The sequence below is a fragment of the Polaromonas sp. P1_G2 genome, assembly GCF_056405515.1.
In genome coordinates this window covers 1-14,045 of the sequence record NZ_JBFUBY010000177.1, presented here as the reverse complement: position 1 = coordinate 14,045, position 14,045 = coordinate 1, and the positions used below count along the sequence as shown (strand labels likewise).

11 protein-coding genes are annotated in these 14,045 nt (G+C 63.8%); 6 read left to right on the top strand and 5 right to left on the bottom strand.

Going from position 1 to position 14,045, the window contains the following annotated elements:
* The coding region (locus AC1D0P_RS17205; protein ID WP_477677863.1) for an adenylate/guanylate cyclase domain-containing protein at positions 1-1,290 on the bottom strand (1,290 nt) is incomplete at its 3' end.
* 387 nt (positions 1,291-1,677) lie between these two features.
* Here AC1D0P_RS17205 and AC1D0P_RS17200 point away from each other — a divergent pair.
* The 4 genes from AC1D0P_RS17200 (at position 1,678) to AC1D0P_RS17185 (ending at position 6,214) form a co-directional block, all read left to right on the top strand.
* Positions 1,678-2,097 carry a 4'-phosphopantetheinyl transferase family protein gene (locus tag AC1D0P_RS17200; protein ID WP_477677862.1) on the top strand — a complete coding sequence of 140 codons (420 nt, stop codon included), beginning with the start codon at positions 1,678-1,680 and terminating at the stop codon, positions 2,095-2,097.
* Positions 2,098-2,109: 12 nt separating this feature from the next.
* Positions 2,110-3,207, top strand: a complete 1,098-nt coding sequence (locus AC1D0P_RS17195; RefSeq protein WP_477677861.1) for a M4 family metallopeptidase — start codon at positions 2,110-2,112, stop codon at positions 3,205-3,207.
* A 129-nt stretch (positions 3,208-3,336) separates the two neighbouring features.
* A complete protein-coding gene (locus AC1D0P_RS17190) occupies positions 3,337-5,049 on the top strand; it encodes an ATP-binding protein (protein ID WP_477677860.1) in 1,713 nt (570 codons plus the stop codon).
* Entirely contained in the window at positions 5,030-6,214 is a 1,185-nt protein-coding gene (locus tag AC1D0P_RS17185; protein WP_477677859.1) for a hypothetical protein, read from the top strand. The genes AC1D0P_RS17190 and AC1D0P_RS17185 overlap by 20 nt, the downstream gene beginning before the upstream one ends.
* 36 nt (positions 6,215-6,250) lie before the next feature.
* Here the strand turns inward: AC1D0P_RS17185 and AC1D0P_RS17180 are convergent, their stop codons facing one another.
* Both AC1D0P_RS17180 and AC1D0P_RS17175 read right to left on the bottom strand, forming a co-directional pair.
* Positions 6,251-6,919 carry a methyltransferase gene (locus AC1D0P_RS17180; protein WP_477677858.1) on the bottom strand — a complete coding sequence of 223 codons (669 nt, stop codon included), beginning with the start codon at positions 6,917-6,919 and terminating at the stop codon, positions 6,251-6,253.
* A gap of 18 nt (positions 6,920-6,937) precedes the next feature.
* A complete protein-coding gene (locus tag AC1D0P_RS17175) occupies positions 6,938-7,471 on the bottom strand; it encodes a hypothetical protein (protein WP_477677857.1) in 534 nt (177 codons plus the stop codon).
* Between the two features lie 478 nt (positions 7,472-7,949).
* Between AC1D0P_RS17175 and AC1D0P_RS17170 the strand changes: the two genes are divergently transcribed.
* Positions 7,950-9,062 carry a response regulator gene (locus AC1D0P_RS17170; protein ID WP_477653964.1) on the top strand — a complete coding sequence of 371 codons (1,113 nt, stop codon included), beginning with the start codon at positions 7,950-7,952 and terminating at the stop codon, positions 9,060-9,062.
* Positions 9,059-12,481: a response regulator gene (locus AC1D0P_RS17165; RefSeq protein WP_477677856.1), complete on the top strand. Its 3,423-nt coding sequence runs from the start codon at positions 9,059-9,061 to the stop codon at positions 12,479-12,481. The genes AC1D0P_RS17170 and AC1D0P_RS17165 overlap by 4 nt, the downstream gene beginning before the upstream one ends.
* Here the strand turns inward: AC1D0P_RS17165 and phhA are convergent.
* Positions 12,478-13,386 (bottom strand): phenylalanine 4-monooxygenase, encoded by a 909-nt coding sequence (gene phhA, locus AC1D0P_RS17160; RefSeq protein ID WP_477677855.1) that lies wholly within the window; start codon positions 13,384-13,386, stop codon positions 12,478-12,480. The two genes, AC1D0P_RS17165 and phhA, sit on opposite strands and share 4 nt — an antisense overlap.
* On the bottom strand, positions 13,374-14,045 hold a 672-nt coding region (locus tag AC1D0P_RS17155; protein WP_477677854.1), incomplete at its 5' end, for a transporter substrate-binding domain-containing protein. The genes phhA and AC1D0P_RS17155, both read right to left, overlap by 13 nt.

Here is a 14,045-nt window from a genome sequence, read left to right as displayed (position 1 = left end):
TCCATCAACCGTCAATGCCAGGGTACATTCCGGCTCGAAGTCCAGCGCCCTCTTGGTGCAATCAAGTGCCCGCTTTGCCTCGAGTTCCGCATTTTCCGTCCAACCTTGCTGAACCCGCAGAACATGCCATTTGGCCAGCCAGGCATGAGGAACCGGATGCCGGCGGCTTCGATCAATCAGGTGTTCCAACATCTCGCGAGCACGGTCAAATTCGCTAAATMCTGTACGGTGCATCAGCGCGACCGCACCCAACAGCAGCGTGTAGCCATCCAGAGTCGGCAGCGCCTGGCTCCGGGCACGTTGCAGTTGCTGGGACATGATGGAAGAACTGATGGCCGCCACGAGCCGGGAGATCAACTCATCATCTGTGGCAAACACGCCGTGTACTTGCCCCTTGAGATTGTCCGCCCACACCAGTTTCTCGGTTTTGGCGTCAATGAGCTCTACAAACAACGCCAACTGCGTGCCCGCACTGCGGCAGGTGCCTGAGAGGATATAGGTCGCACCCAAGTGTGTGCGGATATCCTCAATTGCCTCATGCCGTTCGCGAAAGACCGTCGTGGACAGCCGCGAGATGACGTGCAGTTCCGAGGTCCGGGACAGTGAGGCGATTACCTCGTCTGCCAGTGCTTCACCCAGCATTTCATGCCCGGGTTCGGTGCTTCGCATTGCAAAGGGGATGACCGCGATGGTGGGCCGCAAGTCGAGGCGCACAGCACTACCGTGGGCGATGACCGGATGCTCGCCGATCGGGCCTATGCGGTAAGCACGAACGGGTTTCTCAACATGCTTGAGGTGGCATTCACCCAGGTCTTCAACGTCGGCATCCAGATTGGCGGTGAGGTTGTYGCGCAACTCGGCCGTTACCACCAGTTCACCGGGACCCGCCAGCGTACAAAAGCGCGCAGTCAGATTGACGTCGGTGCCGTAAATGTCGTGCTGGTCGGCCACGAAGCTGGCCAGGTGGCCGCCCATACGCAGATGCATCTGCTGCTCGGGCTGCAGGCCGGAATTGGCCTGCTGGCTGAAATCCTGCATGGCAAACGCCGCCTTGATACCGCCTTGCGCGTTGGCAAATTCCAGCATCAGGCCGTCACCCAGGCTTTTGACGATGCGGCCGCCATGCTGCGGCAGAATTTGCTGCTCAGCTTGCAGCACCAGTTGTTGCCACCTCTGTACGAAATCATCTTGATCCTGCTCCATGATCCTGACGGACTCCACCACATCCATGACCAGCAGCACCTTCGTGCTTCGGCCCATGCGGGTAGGTAATTCGGTCGGGGGATTCATCGTAAATGGTGTAACAAAGTTTTACCTCCTCATTTTGGAGGAGAACGCGGGTAATGGAAATACTGCGCGCGGCTTTATCTACAGAAACATCGGAATTGTTATGCTTGAGCAAAACCCATGGTAGATTGCATTTAGCTGCGGTTTTGATGCACTAAAGGTCCGCTTTGCGGCTGCCTTATACAAAAACTGGGGTGAACGTCGCCATCCTGGATGGGCTAGCCGCCTTGGGAAAATATCGTCCGCAGTGTTCAACTTCTGATCCTGTGCTGAAGGCGATAGGGTGCCAGGTGAGCGAAAAGACCATCGGGATTTCAGATTGGAGTAATTTTGCGCGTACTAATTGGGGCCGGTGTTTTTTCAGCGACAGGCTCCCTCCCGTTTCAAATATTGCCTTTTCTGATTCTGTCTCTCGTGTCGGAAGGGCGCATTGATATCGTTTATGCCGGATGGGTGGGCTCTGCATATCTCATCGGGATGCTTTTCAGCACCCTGTTATTGCCTCTTTTCAGTGTGATCATCACGCTGGGACAGTTCAGCGTGCAAAAGAGCTATTCGACGCTTGCGTACTTCCTGCCGCAGCAGTATTCCGGCATCGTCCCGCCCGAAGAGCGCCGTCAGCGCCAGGCAACGCGCGCGGTGCTGCGAATGGTGCTTGGGCGTACCGGTGTCGCTGCTGCTGACGTTCGCATTGGCACGGGAGCCTATGGCAAGCCTTGTTTGGTGGATTGCCGTGCCATCGGCTTCAGTGTGCCGCATTCGGGCGGCTTGAGCCTGTTGGCATTTGCGCCCCGGCTTTTTTCGCACTGAAGGGCCGAATTCGTGAAACCCGCGTACCGCTGCTTTTGTTTTGCCGTCCCGTCCAAGCTTTTTCGCAAGCTCGCCGAGAAATCCSGGGAAGAGGAGCGCCAGCGGCTCAATGAGCACATCGAAAACAGCATGCGGCTGCGCACGCACCGCCATGTCTGCGCCAAGCAGGCGCCCGTTCCCCGCACGGTCCAGTCCCCCCAGTCCTTCATGCCGGCGCAGGCCTATCGCCGCAGTATTTTTAATGCCGGCTTCGACACCGACCTGCCAGGCAAGCCGGTGCGGCATGAGGGAGACAAGCCAGTCAAGGACCGCAGCGTCAACCAGGTGTACGACAACACCGGCATTGCCCTGGATTTTTTCCATCGGGTTTTTGGGAGGGATTCCCTCGATGACCGCAGCATGCGTGTGGAGTCGGCCGTGCATTTCGGCAAAAATTTTGCTAACGCCATGTGGACCGGGGAGCAGATGGTCTACGGCGACGGCGACGAGAATGTCGGAGGCTTCACCGAGGCACTGGACATCATCACCCACGAACTGACCCATGGCGTCGTCCAGCACATGATCCCCGGCGGCCTGGGCGTGGTCAAGCTCGCGCGCAAAGACCGCGAGTTCGAGGAGCAGACGCACATGCTCCAGGGCCAGGCCGGCGCCCTCAACGAATCCTTCTCCGATGTCATGGGCAGCCTGGTCAAGCAGTGGCATCTGGGCCAGACGGCGGCGCAGGCGAACTGGCTGCTCGGCGAGAACATGCTCGCGCCACAGCACGGCAAGGCCATACGATCGCTCAAAGACCCCGGCAACCGCAAGCTGACCTGGTATGACGACGATCAGTTCAAGACCATGGAGCAGTATGTCGACGGCGCCGACGTGCACGACAGTTCCGGCATCCCGAATCATGCGTTTTACCTGGCTGCCAAAAAAATAGGCGGCTTCTCTTGGGAGAAGGCCGGGCTTATCTGGTACGAGGCTTTCCCCAAACTCAAGCCCAAGGCCAGCTTCCTGGACGCAGCGCGAGCGACAAGCCGCGTCGCTGGCGCGCGCTTCGGCAGTAAGTCAAAAGAGTACATCGCCGTGGTTTCAGCATGGCAGGCCGTAAAGGTGCTCCCCTGACGCAAAGCCACTAATGCCTTGATTTGTTGCGAGGGTCGTGCAACGATTCGGCTTGGTGGTTTTCCTGTTGTGGAGAGGGACTAAAAGAAGATGTCGTTGCGCTGCGTTTCGTGCCTGACCGTGAATCCGGTGAGCAACCGGTTTTGCGGTAACTGTGGCGCCGCCTTTGGGCTCAATGTGCAGGAGCCYGCCAGCGCCCCCCCGCTGGTCTCGGAAATTCAATGGGGTGCGCTCAAGCACGCCACCATCCTGTTCGCGGACGTTGTCAGCTCCACCGAGCATGTGGCCGGGCTGGACCCGGAGCAAGCCATGGAGCAGTTGCGGCCTGCCGTGCAGCGCATGTGCAATGCGGTGGAGCGCTTCGGCGGCACCGTGGTGCGCACGCTCGGTGACGGCATCATGGCCCTGTTCGGTGTGCCCCGCGCGCTGGAAGGCCATGCCAACCTTGCCTGCGAGGCCGCGCTGGCGATGCAGATGGCTTTCGAAGGTCCCGACTCGAGCCTGCGGATCCGGGTTGGCCTGCATTCGGGCCAGGTCGCGCTGGACCCTGAGGCGGTCGACGCCACCCGAGGCGGCGGCGTGCACGGCCATTCGATTCACCTGGCCAGCCGCGTGGTGGCATTGGCGGAACCCGGCGGAATCTGCCTGACGGCTGACTGCCTGTCGCTGGTGCGCTCGGCCTGCGAGACCCGGCCCATGGGCAAGCACCCGCTCAGGGGCATCGCGGAACCCGTCGAACTGCACGCCCTGCTGGGTATGAAAAACGACGTGCAGAGCCACAGCTTTCATGAGGCCGCGCTGTCGCCTTTTCGCGGGCGTGCGCAAGAGCTGAGCGCGCTGCAGGATGCGCTGCGCCGCGCCGAGAACGGCGAAGGCTCCGTGATTGGCTTGTCCGGTGCCCCTGGCACTGGCAAGAGCCGGCTCTGCCATGAATTTTCGCAGTGGTGCCATATCCGCTGCGTTCCGGTGTCTGAAGTCAGGACCCAACTTTACGGCCACGCCACTCCCTTGCAGCCGGTCCTGCTCTTGCTGCGGAGCTGCTTTTTCCACATCACGCCGGAGCACGATGCGGCCCAGGCGCGGGAGTGCATTGCGCAGGGGCTGGCAAAGCTCGGGGTGGTGATGCAGGACGACCTCGCGTTGCTCAGCGAGTTCCTGGGCGTGGCCGACCCGAACAGCCAGCCATGTACGCTGAACGCCAAGGCACGGCGCGCCAGGCTGCTGGGCCTGCTGCATGAACTCGTAAAACAGGCTGGGGCCAACACCTCCGTCATCATTTTTGAAGATCTTCATTGGCTGGACGATGCCAGTGCGGAGTTTCTTTCGGCGCTGGTCGCCGCCGTGGCTGGAACCAGGACATTGCTGCTGCTCAACTACCGGCCGGGTTACCAGGCTCCGTGGTGGACGATGCGCCACTTCCGGGTCATGCAGCTGGCGGAGCTGAGTTTGTCCGATACGGAGGAACTGGTGCGCGACCGGCTGCGCCACCATCCAGAGTTGCTCGATTTTTTCCCCCTCATCGTGGAGCGCTCGGCCGGCAACCCTTTCTTCGCCGAAGAGTTAATGCATTCGCTGGTCGAAAAAAGCGAATCCCTCGGTGCTTCAGGCCACCGGAAATCGGACATCGCCTCCCTGGTCCACACCTTACCTGCCACAGTGCAGGCCGTGATCGGGGAGCGTATAGACCGGCTTGTCGCCACCCAGAGGACATTGCTGCACATCTGCTCCGTGATCGGCAAGGAGATTCCGTTGGCCCTACAGCGCGCAGCCCGGCGAGTTTGCCGCGCTTATCGCCTATCACTACGAAGCCGCCGGCCAGCTTGTGAATGCGGCGCAGCATGAGGCCCGCGCCGCCAAATGGACGGGCTCGACCAACTCCGGCCAGGCGATCAAGCATTGGCGCAAGGTGTGGGCATTGCTGGAGGGGCAGGAGCGATCACCCAGCATCGATATCCTCAGGGCCTTGGCAGGCGGGCGCATCATGTACCTCGGCTGGCGCGAAGGGCTGGATCCGCAGGAGGTCCAGAAGATCAGCCACGAAGCGATTGATCTGGCCAGGCAGGCGGACACACGGCTGGAGCAGCTGCTGCTGTTCGCGCAGGCGCGCATCGTCCAGTCGGGTGGTGGGCCGGCCGATGACTATGTGCAATGCGTGCGCAACGCGCTGTCGCTGACGCCCCCGGGAAAGGATGTGGGCCGGGTTGCCATGCTTAATGTGGCGCTCAGCCAGGCCTATGGTTGGGCAGGCTTGCTGGAACAGGGCCTGGATGCGAACGACGCCGCCCTGCTGGGGGTCGCCAACATCGACCAGTTCGACCGGGAATTCATTGACTTCAGCATTGAACAGTGGCTCTTCGGCATTCGCGCGCGATTGCTCATACGCATGGGCCGGCTGGAGGAAGCCAAGAAGTGCCTGCAGCAAATGGAGGCCGCCGATGGGGGGTTGAACGACCCGGTGATCGAACAGATCGCGCATTACCTGTATGTGGAGTTGGCCCTGTGCTTTCGCGACACGGCGCTCGCGCAGAAGCATTCGGCCAAGGTCGCCAAGATCGCGCAAGAACATAAAAGCCCTTACTCGAGGGCCTTCGCCTTGTGGTGCGGCGGCCTGGTTGAGGCCACCGCCGGTGACCTGGAGTCGGCACAGCGAAGCTATTCCCAGGCCCTCGAACTGATTATGGGCACCCGTGCTGCGGTGGAATTTGAAACCGAAATCCGGGTCAGCCTTGCCGAGCGCCACTACCAGGCTGGAGACCATGAGCAGGCGCTGGCGACGGCCAAGGAAGCGTTGGCGCTTTCGCAGCAGCGCAGCAACCGCCTGACCGAATGCCGGGCGTTGATTGTCTGCGGCGGTGTCCTGGGACAAAGGGCCGACGCCGGTTCCTGGAGCGAGGCTTCTTCACTGTTCAATCAGGCGGAACAGCTGATCACCCTTACCGGTGCCCGGCTTTATGAGTCTGGGTTGGTGGGCGAACGGGACCGCCTGGCGCAACTGATGGCGCGCTAGGTGCCGCGCCGCCCACCGTGGGCCGTTGCGGCCGTCTCAAAGGGGCGCCCGCACGAGCAGGGTGTATTCCTCCTGTAGTCCGTATGCCTGCAACACCTCGACCGTAGCACCCAGGACCTGTTCGCAGTGCCGCTGCCAGCGCTCCGGCGCTGCGCGGTAGAGTTCCGGCGGATCCATTTCACTTTCCGCAAGCGGGGCGAGGAAATTGACCGCGAATCCCACACGGCTGTTGCTGCGCATGTCGGCCAGGGTCCGGGCGATGAAGGTTTCCCACAAAGCCCGCGGCTGGTTCAGCTTGACATTGAAGATGCCGCTGGCGACCGAGTAGTCCGCCACCCGTGGGCTGGCGTTCGCCGCGAGAAAGTCCGTCAGTGGGCGCTTGCGCCATAAAAGGCGCGCCTGGGCCACCATGGCGGCGGACAGATCCACACCAAGGTAGTCGACGCGTGCCGCATGCTGGTGCCGCTTGGCCAGGAAGGCCAGCAGCGCGCCATAGCCGCAGCCGATGTCGTTCAGCGAAAAAGGCGCGTGCAGGCCGGACACGCGCAGGAGCTGCTCAAAACGCAGTTCCTGCGTGGGCAGGCAGGGCCAGTCCACCCCCGCAGGGGTAGGGCCGTGGATGTTGACCTTGTGCGAGTAGTAGCGGTCTATGCCCGCGTACAGCGCGGCAAGCGGATGGTCAGCGGACAGACGCCCGGTCATCATGGGAGCCTGTCATCCCGCTCACTTTTTGGTGGCCGGTTTCTTGGCGGCCGTTTTTTTGGCGTCCGCTTTCTTGGCTGCGGATTGTTTGACCGCGGAGATCGGCTGCATCGGAATGGAGATCGTCAGGTAGTCCTGCTCCAGGTAATGGATGGGCTGGCTCTTGTCGATGATCTTCACTTCCGTGTTGGCCTTGTCGCCGCGCATGTCATGGGAGGTGAAGAAAACCGGCAGCGGTGTTTTGGCGGCCAGGTTCTTGATGAGGGCGTCCACGATGGCGGCGTCGCCGTCCAGGCCCTTTTTGTTGGAACCGTGCCGATACAGGTTGCCCAGCAGGTTCTGCCAGAGGTTTTTGACCTCGTTGTTGCGGGCGCCGAGATTGAGGGCGGCGCAGCTCATCTTGAACGAGCGGCCCTTTTTGAAGAGCTTGAACTCTTTCTGGAGGTCGACCATTTCCAGGATGCCGCCGAAGTGCGAATCCTTGCCCTGCGACGGAGCAAAACGCAGGTTCAATTCATCCAGCATCGTTCCGATGTAGATGTCGTGTTCTTTCATGAAAAGGCCCATAAATTTCTCCAGGTGTTTCGGTTGATGGAATGACTGCGGTACTTTTGTAACTCTGCCATGGGCGTTGAACGCCTCTTGTCAGGAGCTTTATTTCCCCGAAAACCGGCCATTTCGTGAATAAGGAAGAGCTCCTCTTTTTAGAGGATATCGTAAGCGAAGTAACAAACTATTACGCCCTCTTTTTGTAGGAGGAGTTACCCGCTAGGCAAAAGGATTACACCCGATTTTGGGAGCGCTGTTGCGTGAGCGCTGAATTGGGCGCATCACCGCGCCACCATTGCCAATCCGCGCGGGGGCGCAGAGGGTTCTTCCTCCGCTCCTCAGACGGATTCCTTGCGTTTGGACGCGACAGCGCGGCACTTGTGAAAAAAACCGGGTTGATAAGCAGCGTTGCGCTGCGATTTTCGGGGCAGTTCCCGACAAAATACGGCCTTGGCCCCCAGAAACACAACAGCGAGAGTTTGGTATGCCCTTGATCGTGGTGATTGATGATGACGCAGGCACACGCATGCTGGTCACCCAGGTGCTCAAGAAGGAGGGTCACGAGGTCATGGAGGCCGATGACGGCGCCAAGGGCCTGGAACTGATCCGCGAATTCAGGCCTGACGTGGTGGTGAGCGACATCCAGATGCCCCAGCTGGACGGCTTTGAGGTGCTCGACAGGGTGCGCAACGACGACGCGCTGGCCACCATCGCCGTGATCCTGCTGACCTCGCTGCAGGACCGCACCCACATGCGCCAGGGCATGACCACCGGCGCCGACGACTACCTGACCAAGCCCTTCGCCCCGCAGGAGCTGCGCGAGGCGGTCAATGCGCAGCTCAACAAGCTGACGCGCGCCGAGGCCATGCGCGCCCAGGTCGTGGACAAGGCCGTGCAACTGGCGCTGGTGGAGCAGGGCCAGAAGATCAGCGACCTTTATGAGATACGCATGGCGCAGTCGCTGAGCCAGCAGTGGCCTGAAACCGGCGCGGTGCAGGACAACGACAAATTCGCCAGCGCGACGGTGCTGTTCGCCGACATGCGCGACTACGGCCTGTGGACGCAGTGCCTGTCTGGCCCGGAGCTCAGCGACGTCGTCAAACGGCTGTACAGCAGCGTCGGCGACACCGTCTACCTGTTCGGCGCGCATTACATGCAGTTCGTCGGCGACGGCATGCTCTGCGTGTTTGTCGACGCCGCCGACACCCATTCCGTCAACCACGGCCTGCGCGCGATGCGTGCGGCCCTGGGGCTGGCCGACGCCACCAAACGCATAGACACCTATGTGCGCCAGCGCTTTCCGGAGCGCGGCCTGCCGAACTTCGCCCTGGGCGTGGCCCTGCACAGCGGCCCCGTCGCCTTTGCGCGCCTGGACGGCTTGATAGGCCGCTCCGGCCAGACCACACCCATAGGCGACACGGTGGCCGCGACGCTCAGGCTGTTCCAGGGCAAGCCTCCGCTGGACTGGACCATCGCCGCCAGCGTGCAGGCCACGCGGCTGGTGACCGGCGCGGTGCGCACCGGCCGGCGCGCGCTGGTGCAGATCGCCGGGCGCGCCAAGCCGCTGGACACCGTGGAAATCGTGGGGCTGGCATGACGGCGCGCCAGATGGGCGCCGCGGCAGGCAGCCTGCCCGGGCGCAGCTGGTCGCTGCGCGCGGTGCTGGTGACCAGCCTGCTGCTGTTTTCCATCGTGCCGGCCGCCACCGTGGGGTGGGTTTTGTACCGCAGCAACCTGCAAAGCGTGCAGACGCTGGCCGAGAAGACCGTCGACGGCGTGGCGCAACGGGTGCAGATCAGCACCCAGGAGCACCTGGCGCAGGCCCACGTCGTGCTCAACGGCCTGGTCCAGGAGCAGCCCGGCGAGGCCGGCGTGGCACGCGCGCGCCAGCTGATTCAGAACCCGACGCTGTTCGAGCAGACAGCGTTTGCCATGACCCGCATGAGCCCCCGTGTGCCCCAGATGGTGCTGGCGACACACCGCGGCGAATACCTGGGCGTGGAGGCGCTGTCGCAAAGCGGCAATGGCGCCACGCAGGTGGCGGTGCGCAAGGAAGGCGGGCAGGGCCGCAGCTATTTCTCGGCCGAATACCCGGGCGACCGCCGGCAGAAAGCCTCGGCCGATACCGCAAACTACGAACCCCGCACCCGGCCCTGGTACCAGGCCGCCATGGAGAACAAGGGCCGCAGCTTCACGGCCGTGTCCCCCTCGGCGGCGCACAACCAGTTGCTGATCACGCTGGCGCAACCGGTGTACGGGGTGGACGGCGGCTCACTGGGCGTGTTCGCGGTGGACCTGCACCTGGCGCAGCTCAAGGAGTTGCTGCAGACCATGGTCTTCAGCGCCCACGGCACCGCCTTCCTGCTCGACGAGCGCGGGCTGCTGGTCGCCAACTCGACGATAGACCCGCTGTTCACCAGCGCCGGCGGCAAGCTGGAGCGCAGCAAGCCGCTGGACAGCCGCAACCCCATCATCCGCAGCGCCTACAACGAGGTGGCCTCCAGCCTGGGCCAGACCCTTCCCGACAGCGTGCAGCGCATCGCCTTCCTGCACCGTGTGCCCATGGAGGGCGATACCCTGATCGTGGTGCTCAAACCGTTCGGCGAGAGCCTGGGGCTGCGCTGGAGCCTGGTGGTGGCCGCCCCCGAAAGCGATTTCGCCGCCGCCAGCCAGGCCGCCCTGCGCAACACCCTGGGCGTGATGGTCCTGGCGCTGGTGCTGGGCGCGTTGCTGGCCACCTGGCTGGCCTACCGCCTGAGCCGGCGTTTCCGGGCCTTGAGCGTCGCTGCCGGACAGCTGGCGCGCGCCGAAGTGCCGCAGGTGCAGCAGAACGCCCGCATCACCGAGGTGCGGCAGCTTTCGCAGGCCATGCACGACAGCGCCGAGGAAATCCTGCGCAACCGCGCCGCCATCGACGCGCAGAACATTGCCCTGCAGGATGCCAACGAGACGCTGGAGGCGCGGGTCGCCAGCCGCACCGCCGAGCTGGCCGCCTCCCGCGAGGAGGCCCTCGCCGCGGCGCGCGCCAAGGCCGCCTTCCTGGCCACCATGAGCCACGAGATCCGCACCCCGCTCAACGGCGTGGTGGGCATGACCACCTTGCTGGCCGACACGCCGCTGGACCCCGAGCAGCGCGACTACCTGCACACCATGCGCGTCTCCAGCGACCAGTTGCTGGGCGTGATCAACGACATCCTGGATTTTTCCAAGATCGAGTCCGGCAAGCTGGACCTGGAAAACGAGCCGCTGAACCTGCTGGCCACCATCGAGGAGGCCTGCGACATCGGCGCGCCGCGCGCCAGGGAGAAGGGCCTGGAGCTGCTGGTCGACATGGGCGACGAGCTGCCCACCTGGGTGCGCGGCGACGTCACGCGCCTGCGCCAGGTCCTGCTGAACTTCGTCAACAACGCCGTCAAGTTCACCGAGCACGGCCAGGTTATCGTCTCGGCCCACGTGCTGGAGGACGCCACGCCCGAGCGCGGCGGGCTGATTGAATTCCGCGTCAAGGATTCCGGCATCGGCATCCCGCTGGACCGCCAATCCGCGCTGTTCCAGTCTTTCACGCAGGTCGACACCAGCACCACCCGCAAATACGGCGGCACCGGCCTGGGGCTGGCCATCTGCAAGCGCCTGGCAGGGCTGATGGGCGGCGGCGTCGGGCTGGAATCCGCGCCGGGCCAGGGCTCCACCTTCTGGTTCACCGCGCGGCTGGGCTATGCCGACGCGCCGGAGATCGCCAAGCTGTCTTCGTTGCACATGGTCAGCCTGGCCGGCAAGCGTGTGCTGGTGGTCGACGACACGCCTGTCAACCTGCGCATCCTCGACAAGCAACTCAGGCGTTGGGGCATGGAGCCCGCGCTGTTCGAGCGTGCCCCCGAAGCGCTGGACTGGCTGCGGGGCCAGCCGCCCATGGACGTGGTGGTGACCGACATGCACATGCCCGAGATGGACGGCCAGACCTTTGCCCAGACCCTGCGCGAACGCCACCYGGGCAGCCGCATCGTGTTGCTGACCTCGGGCACCATGCCCACCGGTGAGCAGGCCAAGGTGTTTGACGCGCGCCTGCTCAAGCCCTACCGGCAGTCGCAGCTCTTCGAGGCGATCGCCCGTGTCACCTCGGCGCCGGAAGCCGTCAAGGCCGTGGCCGAAACCGGCAAGCCCGAGTCGCGCAACCAGTTCATCCTGGTGGCCGACGACAACGCGGTGAACCTCAAGGTGGCGCTGGCCATGCTGGCCAAGCTGGGCTACGAGGCCGCCACCGCCCTCAACGGGCGGGAGGCGGCGGACCGCGTGGCCGCCTCGCTGCGCCCCGAAGGCGGCGTGAGCAGCCGCGACGGCCCCCGGGCCTATGCCGCCGTGCTGATGGACGCCAATATGCCGGTGATGGACGGTTTTGCCGCTTCGCGCGAGATCATCGCCGCACATGGCGCCGCCGCGCCGCCCATCATCGCGCTGACGGCCTCGGTGCTCGAAGAAGACCGCCAGCGCTGCCTGGCGGCCGGAATGGTGGGCTTTCTGCCCAAGCCGCTGCGCATCGACGAGCTGTCCGAGGCGCTGGCCCGCTACGCCCGCAAGCCCGAGGACGCAGGCGCCGCGAAAATCATGGCGGCCGAAGCGGCACTTGCCCTGGGCAATCCGCCGGGGGCTGAAGCGGCTTCAGTGGTCCTGATGGACTGGAGCCGCCTGGAGCAGTTCAAGGAATWCGACGATGACGAGCGCAGCATGACGCGCGAGGTGATCGCGCTGTTCGCCAGCGACGCGCCGAACCGTATTGACGACATCCGTGAAGCGCTGTCTGCCTCGGACAGCGCCGAGCTCTCGCGCGCGGCGCACGCCCTCAAGGGCGCGGCGTCGAATGTGGGCGCCGAGGCGCTCAGCGACGCTTGCTTTGTGCTGGAGCAATCCTGCCTGCAGGGTCAGTGGCCGACCGATGCGGGGCAGCAGGTGGCGCGTTTGTGCGAACTGGCCGAGCAGACCCGGCACGCGCTCAACGGCTGGATGGCCAGCCCCGCCTAGGCTGCGGCGAGCGCCTGGGCCAGCGCCCGGTAGAAGGGCGTGAAGTCCGGCTCCGTCAGCCTCAGCAGCGCCTCAAAACTGTCGATCACAAAATACTGCTGCTGGAAGGTGTCTATCTTGTAGGTCGACGACATGCAGCGCAGCAGGTCGTCGTTGTCCCGCAGCGGGATGCGTTTGGGTTCCGCGGACTCTACGCTCCAGGCCAGCTCGCCCGGGCTGCTCAGGATGCCCGCGCCGTAGGCACGGACCTCGTCGCCGCCCTTTGTTTCGCGCATCAGCCCGAACTCGATGGTGTACCAGTAGAGGCGCGAAAGCATTTCCACCGCGCCGGGAATCGGCTCTGTCCCGTGTGTGCCGTGCTCCAGCGCATGCGCCTTCAGCGCGCCCTTGCCGTAGGCCTGGATGTGGTCGGCGTAGCTGGGGTCGAACAGCAGCGGCMCGTGGCCGAACAGGTCGTGGAAGATGTCGGGCTCGACGATGTAGTCGAACTCGGCCGGCGTGCGTATCCAGTCCGTCACCGGGAATTTGCGGTTCGCCAGCAGCGTGAAAAACGGCACCTCGGGGATCAGCCCCGGCACGCCCACCAGCTGCCAGCCGGTGGCCTTGAAGAGGCGCGCATTGATGTCCTCAAAGCGCGGGATCGCGTCGCTCGCGCCCAGGCTGGGCAGGGCCTCGATAAAGGCGCTGCAGGCCCGTCCCGGCAACAGGGCCGACTGGCGTGCGTACAGGCGCCGGTAGGTCTCGTGGTCCTCCGCGGTATAGGCCGCGTAGTTCTGCGGGCAGGTGTAGTCCGCGTTGACCTGGCCGCCGCGCGCGTAATCGCCGCGCGGCGGGCGGTCGGACTGGCCGTACACCGCCGGCGGCGGGGTGCCGCCGCTGTTCTTGCTGTCGGCTACTTCAGCCATTGGCTCTCCACACGCTGGTATTCGCCGCCGGCGCGCGCCAGGTGCAGCCACTGGTCGACGTAGGCCTTGAAAGGCACGTCGCCGCGCGGCAGCAGGTACGCCATTTCGCCGTACTGCAGCGGCTTGTCGGGGTTGATCGCGCACAGGCCCGGCTTGAGCCTTTGCTGGGTGATGGCCTCGGCCGATTCGGTGACGAACACGTCGGCGCGATTCGCCAGGATCTCGTCAAAAATCGTCAGGTTCTCGGGGTTCAGCCGCATCTGCGCCTGCTTGAAGTTGGCACGGGCAAAACGCTCGTTGCTGCCGCCGGGGTTGAAGATCACGCGCGTCGCCGGCTTGTCGATGTCGGCCACGGTCTGGTATTTGGCGACGTCGGCGCAGCGCGCGATCGGCGTCTTGCCGTTGACCATATAGGGCGCGCTGAAAAAGGCCTTCTTCTGCCGCTCGGTGGTCACCGAGATGCCGCCCACGGCGATGTCGCACTTGCCGGCCGTCATGTCCGGCATCAGGTTGGACCAGCTGGTCTTGATGTATTCAGGCTTCACGCCCAGGCTGGCCGTGAACGAGGTCATCAGGTCGATGTCGATGCCTTCGAACGTGCCGTCGGGTTTGTGGAAGCTGAAAGGCTTGTAGTCGCCCGGCGTGCAGATGCGCAGCAC